We start from the raw sequence: 18,704 nt of genomic DNA, 5'->3' as shown, positions 1-18,704 counted from the left end.
TACGTCCATGGGGGCAGGAAGGGGTAGCCTTCGGGTAGCCCGGGGTTTATTGAGGTTTATATTTCAATGCCTCGGGGATCGTGGCCTTCAATTTCGCGATACGGTTTTGGTCAGCGGGATGGGTAGAGAGAAATTCGGGTTGTTTGGCACTTCCCGAGCTTGCCATTCTACTCCAGAATGCCACAGCCTCGTTAGGATCGTAGCCTGCCATGGTCATGAAGATCAAGCCCAAGCGATCGGCTTCATACTCGTGTTTCCGGGAGAAGGGCAGAGTGACGCCTAAATTCGTGCCCATGCCGATTGCCGCAGCGAGCAATGCTTTGCGTGTATCGGATTGGTCGTGCCCGAGAATTTCCGTTGCGGCAGCTTGACCGTATTGTAGCAAGGTTTGCTGGCTCATTCGCTCGTTGCTGTGATGTGCCACGGCGTGAGCGATCTCGTGTCCCATGACGACCGCTATCCCTGCGTCCGTCTTGCAATAGGGAAGGATGCCCTCGTAAAACACGACTTTCCCGCCCGGCATGCACCACGCATTCGGTTCGTTGCTGGCAACAAGGTTAAATTCCCATTGAAAGTTGGCGATCTGATCCTGCATGCCGTTAGCGGCAAGATATTGTTCTACCGCTTTCGAGATTCGTGCCCCCACGTCTTTGATGCGTTTTTTGTTTACTGCGTCAGTGGATAGTTTGTTTTCCTTTAAAAAGCTACTGTATGAGGTTAGGCTCATGGATACCATTTCGTTTTCGGGGAAAAGGATAAGCTGACGACGCCCCGTGATAGGTACGGTGGCGCATTGCGCGAAAAGTAACAGTATTATTACCGGTAATGCGATACGTGAAATTAATGTTTTCATATTCTAGCCAATCATTATGCAAATTCGTCGGCGATTAATTCATCGGTCGATGAATTTGGTATTTGAATGCAAATATACGAAATAATTTATCGTTAATGTGAGTTTGATTTGAAATAAGCATATGTGGTAAGTTTAGAATAATCTTATTGTGTTTTTGTGGCATGTATGGCTAAAAGGTGAATGGGGTGGAAAATATTTGAATGCAGAATAGTTTGCTTTGGTGTATGCAGGAGTAAAAATGAGTAAATGATATAATAAAAATATTAATAAAATAAAGATATTATTGTTGGATGTTCGGTTATTTAGCCATATCTTTGAAAGAATGTTATTTGAAAATAGTAGAAGAATGAGTTAGTTTGGAAATTTATTTATAATAGGAATGAGGGACGGCTTATGGACAGGAATAATATTTTTACAGAGGCTTTATACGGGGTTAAAAATGGGTATCGAAGTGCCCTTTTCCGAATTGTTGTTATTTTAGTTGTCTGTGGGAGTGTGTTTTGTCAATTTATTCCGTTGTTTGGAGAGGATTATGTGATAAATTATCAGTATCATTCTTACGTGGGGTGGATATCACAAGCCTTGCCTTCGTCGATGGCTTACAGGACGGCTTATTTTTTAAATATTATACAATTATTGCTTGTAATCGCATTTGTTAGTAATGATTTGAGATCTTGCAAGTTTAGCGGTATGGAATCGATTCGAGTCAGACCGTTTAGTAATGAAGAAATTGTGTTGGGGAACTTTTTGGGAAAACTGTTACTTTTCACGTTGGTAAATTTTTTGACCTTGGGAATCTCGATTTTAATTAACGCGACTTTTTATCCGCATGCTTTTGATTTCGGCATCTATCTTTTTTATTGGTTGACCCTTAATTTGCCGGCGTTGGTCTTTTTTCTCGGGGTGTCTTTTTTCGTGATTCGAGTTGTGCGTCAGCAAGCGTTAAGTTTTGTAATTTTATCTGTGTTCTTTTGGGGGCTTATTTTTTGGGGAGCGGGGTGGTTGAATGGTTTATTCGAGCCTTGTGCCCGACATATTCCCAATATGTTTTCTGATTTCACGGGACACGTCGGCATGGGGAACTATTTGTTACAAAGGAGTTTTATCTTTTTGACGGGGATAAGTTGTTTGTTGCTATCAATTATTCCTTACCCGAGGATTCCGAATCGTGTGTTCGGGTATAGGAGTGTGTCGGGGCGTGTTTGTGTGATTTTTGTATTTGCCGCATGTTTGGGATTGTGGTATATGTCTTTGTATAATAGCGTCGGAAACAATCGGGAGAAATACAAGCGTATTTATTCGGAATATGAAAAATTCACCGGGGTAAAGGTCGTGCAGAATGATTTGCAGGTGAAGGCTCTTGAAGAAAACGGGATATCCGTGACGAGCCGGCTGATTGTCGAGAATAGAGCACCGGTGCCGCTACCGCTTGTCATGTATTTGAACCCGGATTTAAAGATTTTATCCCTTGAAATAGACGGAAATCGTGTCGATTTCCAAAGGAAACAACAAGCTATTGTCACGGATAAAAAATTGGAAGCGGGGGAAATGGCGGAAGTGTTGCTTCGGTACGAGGGGGGATCGAGAAGGATATATGTTTTCTTGATGTGATTCCTGAAAGATATTATTCCGAAACGATAAATAATTATGGTATATATTATTTCGGGAATGTTCCTGCTTTTTGCGAGCGGGATTACAAGTTGTTTACACCGGAGTGTATGTGGTATCCGGTTTGCGTACCGCCTTACGGGGTATCCGGTTTGCGTGGCGTGAATTTTTCCCGCTATTCTTTGCAGGTAGAACACGAGCCCCGTTTAAAGGCTATATCTCAGGGGAGTACTGTTCAAGAGAAAGAGGGGGTGACGATATTCGCGTTCGAGCATAATATGCCGGGCATTAGCTTATGCGTGGGTAATTACGAGAGGCGTGAAATAACGGTGGATTCAACTCGAATGGCTCTTTATTATTTTCCCCGTCATGATTATCTTCTTGAAGAATACGAACATTTCTCGAAAGAATGTTTGTTGGACGAATTGGCGTACGCGAAGAGTAATACTTTTGAGCTCTCCGGGTGCATTAGAACTCGGAAGTTTTCTGGAAGAAAAAGGAACTATGATCCGACGCAACAATATCCTTATCGTTGGTTGACATTGGTGGAGGTGCCTTGTGGTTTTTACAGTTTCCCTAGTTTGATGCAATTGTCGGGGGAGCGTGTGCAGGGGGGAATGGTTTTTTTGCCCGAAAAAGGGTTTTCGATAAAGAATTACCCGGGAAAGGTTTTTGAAGATGAAACAAAAGATTGGGATACGAGGGTAGGCATGAAGTTAAGTAGTGAGATTAGGGAGAGCATAGGGAAAGGAAGTTGTGATATAAAGCCCCAACTCGTGGGGAAAACAACGTTTATTTATTCTCGTGAATACCCGTTGATACATGATGTGTTAATGCGTGTGGCTCGGGAGGAGGGGATAATGGATGACAGCAGGGATTACATGGCTGATTATGGCGCTATTGAATATTTGAAACACGCTAGTTTGAAGGATGCCTTGGGGGATAGTACGTTGGAACCGGAAATTCTTCAAAGTATTATTCGTAAAAAATGTAAGGAATTGCGTGCTTATATTGCGTTGCAGGTAGGAAAGGAACAATTTCGACAATTTTATGTCGATTTTTTAGGGAAATATCTTTTCAAGGAGGTGGCGTTGGAAGATTTTTTCGAGCAATTTTCTCAAACATTTGATTTTCGTTTGGATTCGTTGGTGGAAAATTGCTATAACACGAATCGATTGGCTATATTAGATGTACGCGATGCTCGAGTAATTGAGGTCAAGAAAACGGACGATGTGTTGTATAGGATGTATGAATTCAAAGTGTTTAACAAGGGTGACGTGGCAGGGATTATCATGTGGGACAAAGCTCAAGGATGGGTTATTCCGCCTCGGATGGCAATGGAGATTCATGTCGGTTTCCCTTATAACGGAGCTAACCCCTATTTGGAGATGCCTTTGGCTCAAAATATTCCGTCGGTAATGTACTTAAAGGAAATAGAAATGAGTCAGGTAGATACCACGACGAGGGTCTTTCAAGTGGATACTTCTTTATTTTACACGAAGAAGGAGAAGGAGGAGATTATCGTTGATAACGAGGATTCTGGTTTCCGGCTCGTGAAGGCGAAAGATAATTTCATCACGTCTTTATTTCAAAAAGGGGAAAATGATAAAAGGTATTATAATATTTTCATTGAGGACGCTTGGTTGCCGGTGATTAGTAAAAGTTTTTATGGTTTCCCTATCCGAAGTGCGTTATATAAAGCAGCCTTATATGGTGCCGGTTCTGGAAAACAAAAAGTGGAATGGAATGTTGTTTTACCGCAAGAGGGGAAATATGAGGTGTTCTTTTATTACACGGAATACTTGTGGAACTGGAAAGGGTGGGGGCCGCAGGTGAAGGAACTTTCACGTTATTACTCGGTTTTCGATGGTAAAAAAGAATACGAGGTAACTCCTACTTTAACGGAAGAAGATGATGGAAGTTGGGTTTCTTTAGGCGTGTATGATTTTTCCCGTAAGGCGAAAGTAACATTGAGTGATAGAGTTCCGGATAGCGAGATACAGCAAACGCTTGTGGCGGATGCCGTGAAGTGGGTGAGGGTGGAATAATGTGTGTTGATAATGATTTTTGAAGAGAATTGAAATGATAAATAAAGTATTGAAGCTAAAAACGAATGATAATATTTTGAAAATGCGGCATTGTAGCGTATCTTTGGAAAGATATTGTTAGCTTTGATAGATGGTTGGGATTATTATGACGTAAGTTCAAGAGAAACATAGTGGTAAGTTGTTGAATAAATATTGATAGTTCTAAAAATTGGGGAAGTATATCATGAACAAAAGTAACATTTTTACCGAAGCCGTGTACGGGTTCAAGAGTGCTCGTAGGAATATCCTTTTTCGAATCTTGGTCATTTTGGCTATTGTCGGAATTGTTATTTGTCAGTTTACTCCCTTGTCCGGTGGAATAAAAAGTTTGTTTAGTTTTTCCGTGGATTGGCTCTCGCAGGCTTTGCCTTCGTCAATAGCTTATAAGACGGCTTATTTTTTTAATATTGTCCTGTTGTTTCTTGTGGTTGGGTTTGTTGCCAACGATTTAAGAATATTCAAGTTTAGCGGTATGGAGCCGTTACACGTCCGGTCGTTGAATAACGAGGAGATTGTATTGGGAAATTTCTTGGGGAAGTTACTTCTTTTTACCATAGTGAATTTTTTGGTGTTTGCGATCTCGATTTTGATAAACTTTGCTTTCTATCCACAGTCTTTTGATTTGTCTGTTTATTTGTTTTATTGGGTGACACTTAATCTGCCGACGGTGATATTTTTCCTCGGGATTTCTTACCTCGTGACACGGCTTGTTCGTCAGCAAGCGTTGAGTATGTTGATTTTACTCGTGGTGTTGGGAATACTCTCGTACTGGGGGGCGGGGTGGCTAAACGGTTTGTTTGCTCCTTTTGCCCGGAATATTCCCAATATGTTTTCCGATTTCACGGGACACGTGGGGATAGAGAATTATCTATTACAAAGAGGCTTTATCTTGGTGGTAGGATTAGGTTGTTTGGTATTATCAATTATTCCTTACCCTAGGATACCTAATTACTTGTATGTATTTAAGAGAAATTTTAGTGTCGCTTGTGTCGTTTTTCTTGTTGCGGGAAGTTTGGCGTTTGTATATGTGTATCGACATGGAAGGACTGAAGATAACAGGAATGTGTATAAAGCGGTGTATGAGGAATACGGGAATACCCCGGCTGCAAGAGTTGTACGGAATGATTTACACGCGAAAGATTCAGGGGGTGGTATCTCGGTGACGAGTCGGATGTCTGTGGTGAATAGTTCCCTTGAGACTATTCCGCTTGTGATATATTTGAATCCGGGTTTGAAGGTGGTATCATTTGAAATAGACGGGGAGGCTATTGCTTTCCAGAGGGAGCGTCAAGCTATTCTCCCGGAGAAAAAGTTGAATCCCGGAGAAAAGGTTGAGATATCTATGCGTTACGAGGGAGGGATTGAAAACGATATATGTTTCATGGATACTGATCGGGAGAAATATTATTCCTCGTCGGTGAATAGCTTCGGGATATATCGTTTTGGGTATGCACCTGCCTTTTGTGAAAAAGAGTACAAGTTACTTACCCCGGAATGTATTTGGTATCCGGTTTGTGTGCCACCGTATGGGGTGACGGGAGTACGGAATGTGAATTTCACGAGATACTCGTTAAGGGTGGAACATGATTCTCGCTTAGTTGCTATTTCTCAGGGAAACATGATTGAAGAGAGGGGAGGAGAAACGATATTTACTTTTCATCACGATATGCCGGGAATTAGCTTGTGCTTGGGAAATTACAAGAAACGGGAGATCACGGTGGACTCTACCCGCTTGACGCTTTATTGTTTACCCGGGCACGATTATCTTTTGGAGAATTATACGGATTTTTCGGAGAAAGATCTGGTAGATCAATTGATGTATTTGAAAACGAACGATTTCGAAATGAACGGGTGTATTCAAACTGCTAAATTTAAGGCGAAACGTTTTGCCGAGAGTAATGTTTATGATCCGGTGCAGCAATACCCGTACCGTTGGTTTACCTTGGTGGAGGTTCCTTGTAATTTTTACAGTTTTCCCGGGATTATGCAGTTGACGGGGGAACGAGTGCAGGGAGGAATGGTATTTTTCCCGGAAAAGGGATTTTATATGGACGGATTTTTTAAGGAAAGGTTAAAAAGGTCTTCAAATGAGGAAGATGTCATTGGTGAAAACATGATTCCCGCTACATTGAGTAACGATGTCAAACCAATATTAGATGGAGGTTGTGATATAATGCCACAGTTCTTTGGAAAGACCGCATTTATTTCCTCTCGGGAATGTCCGATTATACATGATGTCTTGGGGCAAGTGGCTCGTGCCCGATTTTTTTGGATGGCGGAAGCTTTCGCGGATGGTTCCGATGCGGCTTATCCGGCTATGAAGTATTTAGGTCGCCATAGTTTGGAAGAGGCTTTGATAGACAAAACGTTATCACCGGAAATACTTGCTAGCATCATTGAACGAAAAAGTAAGGAATTGTACACCAGAATCAAGATGGAGGTGGGAGAGAAGCAATTCCAGCAATTTTATGTTGATTTTTTGGCAAAGCATTTATTCAAAGAGGTTGCCGTGGAAGAGTTCTTTCAACAGTTTTACCAAACGTTCGGGTACCCGTTGGACTCGTTGGTTCGAGGCTGGTACACGGCAAACCGGTTACCTTTGTTCGAGATACAGGATGCCCGGGTGGTAAAAGTAAAACGAACGGATGACGGTATGTACGGGTTGTACAAATTCAAGGTGTTTAACAGGGGAGAGGTCGCTGGAATTGTTTTGTCGGATGAGGGGCAGATGTGGGTTATTCCTCCCCGGGAAGGTCGGGAAATCTGTGTCCGTTCTGAAAAGAATATGGTCTATGCTACTCGTGGTTTTTATCTGGATATGCCTTTGGCAATGAACCTTCCCGATAAATTTGTATTGAAGATTGTTGAAATGAAGGAAGAGGATGTGGACACTACAACCGGGGTTTTCTGTGTGGATACTTCCTTGTTTTTCACGAAGGGGAATGAAATCATCGTGGATAACGAGGATCCCGGTTTCAAGATCGTGAAGGCAAAGGATAATTTTATTACTTCTTTATTCCGAAAGGAGAAAAGTGATGAGAAGTATTATAAATATTTCAAGGGGATAGATGCGTGGTGCCCGACAATAGGCGAAAGGTTTTACGGGTTTCCTATCCGAAGTGCATTATACAAGATACCCGGAACCGGGAAGCAAAAAGTGGAATGGAATATTGTCTTGCCCCAAGAGGGGAAATATGAAGTCTTCTTTTACTACGCGGAGTTATTCGAGGGGGGATATGGGCAAAATACGGCGGGGAAGGTTCGTTATTACACGGTTTCCGATGGCGAAAATGAATATGACGTTACGATCACCCCAAGTGAGCATGAACAGGCGACTTGGGTATCTTTAGGTGTGTTCGATTTTTCTAAAGAGGCAAAGGTGACTTTGAGTGATAGGACGATAGATGATGGAACACCATCAGCAATAGGTGAGGGTTTCGTGGCGGATGCCGTGAAGTGGGTGAGGGTAGAGTAATAGAAGACAAACAATGAAATAAAGCGAGGCTGCTCAAAATGATGAATGGGCAGCCTCGTGTTATTTGTTCGAGAATTATAATTCTGCTAACTGTTGCTCGATAGCTTTGATTTTGGCTTCGGCGTCAGCTTGTTTTTTGCGTTCGTTTTCGATGACTTGTGCGGGGGCACCGCTCATGAATTTTTCGTTATTCAGTTTCTTCATGACGGAAGCGAGGAACCCTTGGGCGTAAGCCAGATCGGCTTCCAGTTTGGCTCTTTTTTCTTCCGTGTCTACTTCGCCCACGGCGGGGATAAAGTATTCAACGGTGTTGCTGATAAAACTCCATGCGCCTTTGACGGTTTCGTCCACCATTTCAACGTCGCTGATGTTACCCATTTTAATGATTACGCTTTCGAAGCGTAGCGGGTAGCGGTCGTTGCTTTTTACTCTTAACGAGATGGCATCTTTGAAAGCAACGTTATTTTGTTTGCGGATGGTACGGATACCCGCGATAACTTCTTTGGTGTTTTCAAATTCGCTCAGGAAGTTTTCGTCATAGCTGCCGGGTTGCGGTTGTACGGAAATCATGATACTCTCGCCTTCTTTGCGTTCCCGTAAGTTTTGCCATATTTCTTCCGTGATAAACGGCATGAAGGGATGGAGTAATTGCAACATCTCTTCGAAGAGATAAATAGTCTTCTCGTAAGTTGTCCGGTCAATGGGTTGTTCGAATCCCGGTTTGATGATTTCCAACAACCAAGATGAGAACTCGTCGCGAAATCCGGTATATACCGTCATTAGAGCTTCCGACAAGCGATATTGGTCGAATTGGTTGTTCAATGTTTCTTTACACTTGTTGAGGTATTGTTCAAACCAATCGAGAGCCAGCTTGGAATGTTGCGGTTGTTCGATGTCCGCTACTTTCCAGTTCCTTACCAGACGGAAGGCGTTCCACACTTTCGTTGTGAAATTGCGTCCTTGCTCCGGCAGACTCTCGTCAAATAATAAATCACCACCGGCGGGTGCGCATAAAAGCATACCTACCCGTACGCCGTCTGCCCCATATTGATTGATGAGGTCAAGAGGGTCGGGTGAATTACCGAGTGATTTGGACATTTTGCGATGTAATTTGTCGCGTACGATACCTGTCAGGTAAAGATTTTTGAACGGTTTCTCGTGCCTGTACTCGTAGCCTGCCATAATCATGCGTGCCATCCAGAAGAAAAGAATATCCGGTCCGGAAACTAGATCCGTGGTCGGGTAATAGTAATTGATGTCCTCGTTGTCCGGCTCCAATATGCCGTTGAAAACGGAGATCGGCCATAACCACGAGGAGAACCAAGTATCAAGACAGTCTTCATCTTGACGCAATTGATCGGTGGGGATGTCTTTCCCGAATTTTTCTCTTACCAGTTTTGCCGCTTCTTCTCTAGTATTGGCTACCACGTAATCGTTGCTATCCGGCAGATAGTACACCGGAATCTGGTGTCCCCACCATAATTGACGGCTGATGCACCAGTCTTTCACGTTCTCCATCCAGTAACGATAGGTGTTCTTGAATTTCGATGGTGTCAAGCGAATGTCGTCGTTCATCACGGCGTCTAATGCCGGTTGAGCCAAATCTTTCATTTTCAGGAACCATTGCATGGAGAGCTTCGGCTCGATAACCACGTTGGTACGTTCGGAGTAGCCTACTTTATTATTGTAGTCCTCGATTTTTACCAGATTACCTGCTTGTTCCAATGCCGGGATGATTTCCTGACGCACGACAAAACGATCTTTGCCCACGAAAAGTTGGGCGTTCTCGTTCAGTGTCCCGTCGTCGTTGAAAATATCGATGGATTCAAGATGATGCTTGAAACCGATTTCATAGTCGTTAATATCGTGGGCGGGAGTGATTTTCAACGCACCGGTACCGAATTCCATATCCACGTACTCGTCTTGGATAATCGGGATGACACGATTCACGAGCGGCACGATACATTTTTTACCTGCCAGATGGCGGAAACGTTCGTCATTCGGGTTCACGCACACGGCACTATCCCCGAGAATGGTTTCCGGTCGGGTGGTGGCAATGGTGATGTACTCGTTGTCCGAGCCTTCTATTTTGTAACGGAGGTAATACAGTTTGCTGTGTTCCTCTTTGTAGATTACTTCTTCATCAGACACGGCTGTTTTGGCTGACGGGTCCCAATTCACCATTCGGATACCCCGGTAGATCAATCCTTTGTTGTAAAGGTCTACAAATACGCGAATCACGCTTTCTGAACGGATTTCATCCATCGTGAAGCAGGTTCTGTCCCAATCGCAAGAGGCACCGAGGCGTTTCAATTGTTCAAGGATGATTCCCCCGTGTTTCTCTGTCCATGCCCAAGCATGTTTCAAAAATTCTTCCCGGGTAAGGTCCCGTTTCTCTATGCCTTCGCTTTTCAATTTGGCAACCACTTTGGCTTCTGTGGCGATAGAGGCATGGTCTGTTCCGGGAACCCAACAAGCGTTCTTTCCTTGCAAGCGAGCCCGTCTGACGAGTACATCCTGTATCGTGTTGTTCAACATATGTCCCATGTGCAGGACTCCCGTGACGTTAGGCGGGGGAATAACAATACAATACGGAGTTCTCTTTTTATCAACAACGGAATGGAAAAAACGATGTTCCATCCAGTATTGATACCATTTCTCTTCGCTTTTTCGCGGATCGTAGTTTGTTGGAATCATTTTGTTTAAAATTAAAATTTTAGATTCGTAAAAAGGGGCTTTTCAAAAAGCCCCTTTGGTCCGTAAAGTCTATAATGTCCGTAAAGTCAATGTTTATAGGTTTATGCCCTCGTGTCAATTGTTGACCTTATGGACTTTATGGACCTTATGGACCTTTGACTTTTATTTATTCTTCTGATTTTCTAATTCTTCGTCCTTTTTTCTTTTGTGCATCAAGGAGAGCGTCAAGGTCTGCTTTTTGTTGCGAGCCGTCGTAGTCACAGATGTATTTATCGATGAGGATACGACCACAGTATTCACAGACGATAATTTTCTTCCGGGAACGGATATCCAATTGTCTTTGTGGCGGAATTTTGTTGAAACATCCGCCGCAAGCGTCACGATCCACGGTTACAACTGCCAGACCGTTGCGCGCATTGGAACGAATACGACGATAAGCGGTCAATAGACGATCGTCGATAGTTGCAGCCAATTGTTCGGATTTTATTTGTAAGGATTCCTCATCCTTGTGTGTTTCGTTGATAATGTCGTTCAACTCGTTTTTCTTGGCTTCGAGGTCGGAAACCTTATCCTCGTAACGCTTTTTGGATTCTTCCATTAACGCGTCTTTTTCCGCTTTGGCTTTGGTCGCTTCACGGATTCTTTTTTCTTGTAATTCGATTTCGAGTTTCTGGAATTCGATTTCCTTGCTCAACGCGTCGTATTCACGGTTGTTACGTACGTTGTCGAGTTGCTCGCTATATTTTTTTATCGCTTCTTCTGCTTTCTTGATTTCTTGCTTCCTCGTGGAAGTCGTTTTATCAAGTTCGCTTAATTCAGCCTTCAAGTTTTCGATACGTGTTTCTAGCCCCGCGATCTCATCTTCAAGGTCTTGAACTTCCAAAGGTAATTCTCCTCGAAGAGTTTTGATTTTATCGATCTCGGTGTCAATTCGTTGTAATTCATACAGGTTCTGCAGTTTTTCTTCAACTGTCAGTTCTTGCATTTTCTCATTGTTATTCGTCACCATATATTATAAATACTTAATCGGATTTGTATTAATCTCTGAAAACTGAACCGCAAATGTAGATATTTTTTTTGTAAGTATCTCATAAAATATCTCTTTTGTGAATTGTTCGCTTTCATAATGTCCTATGTCTGCTATCATAATCCGGTTTTCCGTGAGAAAGAAATCATGATATTTGAAATCACCGGAGATATAGATATCCGCGGCATTCGCGAGAGCCCGGTTGAAAAAAGAGGCTCCGGCTCCGCCACAAACAGCAACTTTATGGATAGAGGGAGTATGAGGTCGCGTGTAGCGTAGCCTGTCACAGTGGAATGTCGCTTTCACTTGTCGGAGAAATGCCATGCTTTCGACCGGAATTTCAAGTTCCCCGATAATGCCGAAGCCGTTGCCTTCCGAGAGGTCGCCTTCCGGTTGTAATATTTGCCTGTTATGCAAGTGTAATTTATCTGCCATGCGCCCGCTGACACCATTGGCAACGACATCCATGTTCGTGTGGGCGGCGTAGATCGTGATGTCATGTTTGATAGCGGAGATCACGCAGCGTTCCACGTACGTGGCAGGTGTAATGTGTTTCAACCCGCTGAAGATAAGTGGATGGTGCGAGATGATTAAGTTGTGACCGTGGGTAATGGCCTCGTTCACGACTTCCTCTGTTACGTCAATGCATAAAAGCACGGAAGTTAATTCCCGTTCGGGATCTCCACAAAGTAACCCGGAGTTATCAAAACTCGCTTGGAGTTTTAGGGGGGCATATTCTTCTATTAGCGCAATAATTTCTTTAATGTACATGGTCTTGCTGTTTTTATGATATTAGCTTGTGAAATTCATAAATCTAAAATCATAAATCTAAAATTATTATGGCAGTTGATTTTTGATAGATAACAGTTCTTCTTTTATGTTTTTCAGCCGTTTCACGACTTCGAAATGAAGCTCGGTTTCTTCTTTGCGGTTTTTCAACTGTTGTTGCGCACCTTTCAGTGTCATTCCTTTTTCCTTCACGAGGTGGTAGATGAGATGAAAGTTGTCTATGTCTGCTTTCGTGAACTGGCGGTTCCCTTTTTTGGTCTTGTGGGGTTTGATTACATCAAACTCTTTTTCCCAAAACCGGATGAGGGAAGTATTAACCCCAAACATCTCGGCTACTTCTCCGATAGAGTAATACAGTTTTAATGCTTCTTCTTCCACCATAATAATTGAAAGTTGAAAATTGGAAATTGAAAATGAGATTATTTTCAGATTTCAATACCAGTGTTATACAATCTTTAAATCTAAAATCGTAAATCTACAATTTGTTAGTCCATGCTTTGTCCCGTGTTGTTCGCTATCTCTACTAACTTTTCGAACTCGTCAGGGGAGAGGTCGTTGAAGTAGAAATTGATAGGATCTACGGGTTTTTCGTTTTTCCGGACTTCGTAATGTAAATGAGGTCCGGTAGAGAGTCCGGTATTACCGAGGTAGCCGATGACATCCCCTCTCTTGACAGTTTGTCCTTTCTTCACGACAATTTTTTCCATGTGGGCGTACATCGTTTTGTAGCTGAACCCATGATCAATGATAACGTGACGACCGTACCCTTTGTCAAACTGGCTTTCCACGACAAGGCCGTTCCCCGTGGCATAAATCGGTGTGCCTATGGCTCCTGTGAAATCCATGCCGGCGTGAAACTTCATCGTTTTGTATATAGGGTGCATCCTGTAGCCGTATGAGGAGCTTACTTGATGAGCTTCTTTTAACGACACGGGTAAGATTGCCGGAATGGATGCCAGCATTTCTATTTTGTTTTTAGCCAGATTTTCGATGGCATCAAAAGATTTGCTCTGGACAAAAATGGCTTTGGACAGTTCGTCGATTTTTTTAGCTGTCCCGATAATCAGATCGGAGTTATCCAGATGTTTCAGATGTTCGTATTGGTCCACTCCACCTGAGCCGGCGCGCCTGATGGTGGACGGTATCGGTTCCGTCTCGAAAATCACCCGATAGATATTGTCATCTCTTGATTCCATGTCTTTCAGAACATTATCAAGGTATTCTACCTTGTTGCTGAGAAGGCTGTATTGGGTAAGAACTTCTTCGTATTTGCGTTTTAACTGTTTCTCTTTCGGGGAATCAATGAATGCATACACGAGGTATAGCATGACGATGGCCAACGAGAAGCTGGAGAAGAATTTTTTGAACAACCGCCAAGTTTTTTTCCTTAGAGTTGATTCTATTTTATCAAAAGATAGTGTGTCCGAATTAAAATGATACCCTGCTTTTCGCATAGTTACTCAATAAAAAATAGTATTTCCGATGCAAAGTTAAAGAAAAAATCTAATTTTGCAACTTGGGAAATCAGGCAATCAATATGATTACATGATATTTCCGTTTGAATGTGAGAAGTAACATTCGTTGTTTAATGGTGGATTTACTAAATATTGAGTGTATGAAGTCGGCAGAGATCAGACAGAGATTTTTAGATTTTTTTGAGAAGAAATCACATACGATAGTACCTTCGGCACCGATGGTCATCAAGGGGGATCCCACGTTGATGTTCACGAATGCCGGAATGAACCAGTTCAAGGATATTATATTAGGTAATGTTCGTCCGAAAGCGACTCGGGTGGCGGATTCGCAGAAATGTTTGCGGGTATCGGGAAAACATAACGATTTGGAAGAGGTAGGGCATGATACTTATCATCACACGATGTTCGAGATGTTGGGGAACTGGTCATTCGGGGATTATTTCAAGAAAGAGGCAATAGCTTACGCGTGGGAGTTTCTGACGGAAGAGATGAAGTTGGATAAAAACCGATTGTACGCCACGGTTTTCGAGGGGAACAAGGAGGATCATCTTGACGCGGATAATGAAGCCTTGGAGTATTGGTTGCAGTATTTGCCCAAGGAACAAATATTGTACGGGAATAAAAAAGATAATTTCTGGGAAATGGGAGAAATGGGACCCTGCGGTCCCTGTTCCGAGATACATATTGATTTGCGCCCTGACGAAGAACGCAAGATTAAGCCGGGACGTGACTTGGTTAACAAGGATAATCCTTTGGTGATCGAGATATGGAATCTTGTGTTTATGCAGTATAACCGGAAAGCGGATGGCAGTCTGGAGAACTTGCCGAGCCATCACGTGGATACGGGGATGGGCTTCGAGCGTTTGTGCATGGCGGTACAAGGGAAAACGTCCAATTACGATACCGATGTATTTACCCCGATTATCGGGGAGATAGCCCGATTGAGCGGCAAAGAATACGGAAAGGACAGTGCGGCGGACGTGGCTATGCGCGTGATTGCCGACCACTTGCGTACGATAGCTTTTTCTATCACGGACGGGCAGTTGCCCTCGAACGTGAAAGCCGGATACGTGATCCGTCGTATTTTGCGGAGAGCCGTACGCTACGCGTATACATTCTTGGATCAGAAAGATGCTTTCATGTATAAATTGGTTCCGGTGCTGATTGAAGTAATGGGACAGCATTTCCCCGAGTTAGTGTCACAACGGGTACTGATCGAGCGTGTGATTCAAGAAGAGGAAAATGCATTCTTGCGCACCTTGGATAAGGGTATCAAGTTATTGGATAAGATTATAGAGAAAACCAAGGCGGAGGATTATTTGACCGTGCCGGGTAATGTGGCTTTCGAGTTGTATGATACTTACGGTTTCCCGTTGGATTTGACCGAATTAATTCTGAAAGAACACGGGCTGGTGGTGAATCGCAGGGAGTTTAAGGCGGAAATGGAGGCACAGAAAGAGCGTTCGCGTTCAGCCGCGGCTGTGAATACGGATGATTGGGTGGAGTTGATTTCAGACGACACGCAGGAGTTCGTGGGATATGATTACACGGAAACGGAAGTACAGATTACACGCTATCGCCGGGTGAGTACGAAAGGGAAGGCGTTTTATCAGTTGATATTCAATATAACACCTTTCTATGGAGAGAGCGGGGGACAGGTCGGAGATCGCGGTTGGTTGATTTCCGAAACGGAAAAGATAAATATTCTGGATACGCAGAAAGAAAACGGGTTGACGGTGCATCTCACCGATCGTTTGCCGGAAGACTTGACTCAGGTTTTTACTGCCAAGGTCGATTTGGATAAACGGGTTGCCACGGAGAATAATCATACATCTACGCATTTGTTGCATTATGCTTTGAGAAAAGTGTTGGGAACTCACGTGGAACAGAAAGGATCGTTCGTGAGCGACGAGTATCTGCGTTTTGACTTTTCGCATTTCCAGAAAGTGACAGACGAGGAGTTGGACAAAGTGGCAGCTATCGTGAACGAGGAGATACGGAAAAACTATCCGCTGGAGGAGAGTCGGGCAATTCCGATCGGTCAGGCAAAGAAAATGGGGGCGATGGCAATATTCGGAGAGAAGTATGGCGATCTGGTACGTGTGGTGAAATTTGGGGAATCTGTGGAATTGTGTGGAGGTACACATGCCCATGCCACGGGACAGATCGGTTTCTTTAAGATTATGTCCGAAAGTTCAGTGTCTGCCGGAGTTCGTCGTATAGAGGCAATTACCGCGGCGAAAGCGGAAAGTTATATATTGAACACGTTCAAGATGCTGAAGCAAATGGATAGCATGTTCAAATCCAATCGCGGGATATTGGAGAATATCAAGGAATTGATGGACGAGAACGAGGGACTGAAAAAGGACGTGGAGAAATTCACTCAAGAGAGTTTGAAAATACTCAAGGAAGCGTTGAAGAATGAAAAGCGCGTGATTCGGGATATCAACATGATCGTGAGGACGGTCGGTATGGCTCCGGCGGCGGCAAAAGATGTCGCGTTCCAGTTGAAGGGGGAGTTGGATAATCTGGTACTCGTGTTAGGAGGAGTATTTAACGGAAAACCCCACTTGACTGTAATGATTAACGATACTTTAGTGAAGGATTATGGATTGCATGCCGGACAGATCGTGAAAGATGCGGCGGTGGAAATCAAAGGTGGCGGCGGTGGTCAACCATTCTTCGCTACAGCAGGGGGATCTGATCCGAATGGGGTGTCTCGCGCACTTGAAAGAGCAGAAAAATTAATTTTGGACAAAATTAATTAGAGTTTGGTACAAAATTTGTGCGAAGGATTTCGTATATAGATAAATTTTTATACATTTGTTTTGTGAAAAAACACGTGAACTAATTTGAGTATTACAAATAAAATTAAGAAATCATTATGAAAAGAACATTAGGTCTGGTTGCTGTTGTTGCCTTGTCTGGGTTAATAACTGTTTCCTGTTCTTCATTAAACAAGATGAAGAAGCGTGCAGGAGAAATTTCGTACTCTGTAACTCCGGAAACATTAGTGGCTAAAGGTGGAATGGTAGATTTGAAAATCGACGTGACATTCCCTGCCAAATATTTTAACAAGAAAGTGGCTATCGAGGCTACTCCCGTGTTGAGATTTAAAGGAGGAGAGAAGGCTTACGAGATGAAAGCCATCCAAGGAGAGAAAGTTCAGGGAAATGCAGAGGTTATTCCTTACGAAGCAGGAAAGACGATTACTTATGTAAGCCGTGTTCCTTTTGAGGATGCGATGAGACTTTCTGATTTGGAGATTGATATTACCGGATCTAAAGGCGCTAAAGTGGTGAAATTCGAGCCGAGAAAGATCGGTGACGGTGTGATTGCTACCGAAATGTTGGTTGTTAACGCTCCGGCTACGACTATCGGTGAAGATAAATTCCAAAGAATTATCAAACAACAAGAGGAAGCTGCTATCTATTATTTGATTAATTCAGCTAATATCCGTTCAAAACAAATGACTTCTGAAGAAATGAAGAAGTTGGAAGCATATATTAAAGAAGCTGCTTCTAAAGAAAACATGAACTTGAATGGTATTGATATCAGATCATACGCTTCACCCGACGGTTCTTATGACTGGAATGATAAATTGGCCAACAAACGTGAAGCCGGTTCTTCTGATTTCTTGAAAAAACAAATGAGAAAAGGTAAAGTTGAGCAATACAAAGACGAGAATTTCTTCAAGAAATTTGTGGTTGCTGAAGACTGGGACGGATTCAAGAAAGCTATGGAAGAATCAAATATCCAAGATAAAGAATTGATCCTTCGCGTATTGGAAATGCATTCGGATCCTGAAGTGAGAGAAAGAGAAATCAAGAACATCGCTTCTGTGTTTGCCGTTGTGGCTGATCAAATCCTTCCGAAATTGAGAAGATCTTTGTTCGTGGTAAATGCCGAATTGATAGGTAAATCAGACGACGAGTTGAAAGCATTGGCTAAATCCAATCCTGCTGAATTGAATGTTGACGAATTGCTTTATTCCGCTACTTTGTTTGATAATAACAATGATAAGTTGGCTATCTATCAGGCTTGCATGAAACAATTCCCGAGCGATTGGAGAGGTTTCAACGACGCCGGTATGGTTCAATTCGAAATGGGTAATGTTGCAGAGGCTCAAGCAAACTTCAATAAAGCTAATTCTTTGTCAGCTAACAATCCCGTTGTACAGAACAACTTGGGTGCAGTAGCCTTGAAGAATGGTGATTTGAAACAAGCTGAAGTTTATTTCGGTGCTGCTACCGGTGTGGGTCCGGAAGTTGACTACAACAAAGGTATCATTGCTATCAAGAGTGGTGACTACGCTGCGGCTGTAAATTATTTCGGGAAATGCAATTGCGTGAATGCCGCTTTGGCTAACGTACTTGCCGGAAATAATAACGAGGCTTTGAAGAAATTGAATGCAGAGAGCAAAGAATGCCCGATGTCTTATTACTTGAAAGCTGTAATTGGTGCGAGAACCAATGACGCTAACGCTGTAATGAGTAATCTGAGCAAAGCATGTGCTATGGACGCTTCATTCAAACAATTAGCTGCTACCGATATGGAGTTCGCTAAATATTTCGAAAACAGTGATTTCACATCTATCGTAAAATAAGCGATTGTTAATATATTAAAAAAGGCGACCCCTCGGTCGCCTTTTTTATTTACCTTTTCTTTAACACATACTTTTGTTTTGAATGCA

At 42.9% G+C, this 18,704-nt stretch carries 11 protein-coding genes; 5 read left to right on the top strand and 6 right to left on the bottom strand.

What is annotated here, in order from left to right:
* Window positions 1-46: 46 nt before the first annotated feature.
* On the bottom strand, window positions 47-853 hold the full coding sequence (locus ACK8P8_RS18165; RefSeq protein WP_099290850.1) for a M48 family metallopeptidase: 807 nt from the start codon (window positions 851-853) through the stop codon (window positions 47-49).
* A gap of 690 nt (window positions 854-1,543) precedes the next feature.
* On the opposite strand from ACK8P8_RS18165, the gene ACK8P8_RS18160 reads away from it, so the two are divergent.
* From ACK8P8_RS18160 to ACK8P8_RS18150, 3 genes are all read left to right on the top strand, one after another.
* Window positions 1,544-2,464: an ABC transporter permease gene (locus ACK8P8_RS18160; protein WP_410026131.1), complete on the top strand. Its 921-nt coding sequence runs from the start codon at window positions 1,544-1,546 to the stop codon at window positions 2,462-2,464.
* Window positions 2,461-4,509 (top strand): golvesin C-terminal-like domain-containing protein, encoded by a 2,049-nt coding sequence (locus ACK8P8_RS18155; RefSeq protein ID WP_410026130.1) that lies wholly within the window; start codon window positions 2,461-2,463, stop codon window positions 4,507-4,509. The genes ACK8P8_RS18160 and ACK8P8_RS18155 overlap by 4 nt, the downstream gene beginning before the upstream one ends.
* Before the next feature lie 223 nt (window positions 4,510-4,732).
* A complete protein-coding gene (locus ACK8P8_RS18150) occupies window positions 4,733-8,023 on the top strand; it encodes a golvesin C-terminal-like domain-containing protein (protein ID WP_410026129.1) in 3,291 nt (1,096 codons plus the stop codon).
* A gap of 75 nt (window positions 8,024-8,098) precedes the next feature.
* Here ACK8P8_RS18150 and ACK8P8_RS18145 read toward each other — a convergent pair whose 3' ends face one another.
* From ACK8P8_RS18145 to ACK8P8_RS18125, 5 genes are all read right to left on the bottom strand, one after another.
* On the bottom strand, window positions 8,099-10,720 hold the full coding sequence (locus ACK8P8_RS18145; protein ID WP_292268017.1) for a valine--tRNA ligase: 2,622 nt from the start codon (window positions 10,718-10,720) through the stop codon (window positions 8,099-8,101).
* Window positions 10,721-10,886: 166 nt separating this feature from the next.
* Window positions 10,887-11,729 carry a zinc ribbon domain-containing protein gene (locus tag ACK8P8_RS18140; RefSeq protein WP_099290848.1) on the bottom strand — a complete coding sequence of 281 codons (843 nt, stop codon included), beginning with the start codon at window positions 11,727-11,729 and terminating at the stop codon, window positions 10,887-10,889.
* 3 nt (window positions 11,730-11,732) lie between these two features.
* Window positions 11,733-12,518, bottom strand: coding sequence for a Nif3-like dinuclear metal center hexameric protein (locus ACK8P8_RS18135; RefSeq protein ID WP_410026128.1), 786 nt, complete (start codon window positions 12,516-12,518; stop codon window positions 11,733-11,735).
* 66 nt (window positions 12,519-12,584) lie between these two features.
* Complete coding sequence (locus ACK8P8_RS18130) at window positions 12,585-12,920, bottom strand: MerR family transcriptional regulator (RefSeq protein WP_218014302.1); 336 nt, start codon at window positions 12,918-12,920, stop codon at window positions 12,585-12,587.
* 101 nt (window positions 12,921-13,021) lie between these two features.
* Window positions 13,022-13,906: a M23 family metallopeptidase gene (locus tag ACK8P8_RS18125; RefSeq protein WP_227215671.1), complete on the bottom strand. Its 885-nt coding sequence runs from the start codon at window positions 13,904-13,906 to the stop codon at window positions 13,022-13,024.
* A 245-nt stretch (window positions 13,907-14,151) separates the two neighbouring features.
* On the opposite strand from ACK8P8_RS18125, the gene alaS reads away from it, so the two are divergent.
* Together alaS and ACK8P8_RS18115 are read left to right on the top strand one after the other, a co-directional pair.
* On the top strand, window positions 14,152-16,779 hold the full coding sequence (gene alaS / locus ACK8P8_RS18120) for an alanine--tRNA ligase (RefSeq protein ID WP_410026127.1): 2,628 nt from the start codon (window positions 14,152-14,154) through the stop codon (window positions 16,777-16,779).
* A 116-nt stretch (window positions 16,780-16,895) separates the two neighbouring features.
* A complete protein-coding gene (locus ACK8P8_RS18115) occupies window positions 16,896-18,617 on the top strand; it encodes a tetratricopeptide repeat protein (protein ID WP_410026126.1) in 1,722 nt (573 codons plus the stop codon).
* Window positions 18,618-18,704 lie beyond the last annotated feature (87 nt).

Source organism: Butyricimonas muris (assembly GCF_046365375.1).
Classification (GTDB): Bacteria; Bacteroidota; Bacteroidia; order Bacteroidales; family Marinifilaceae; genus Butyricimonas; species Butyricimonas muris.
This window is presented reverse-complemented; position numbering and strand designations above follow the sequence as displayed.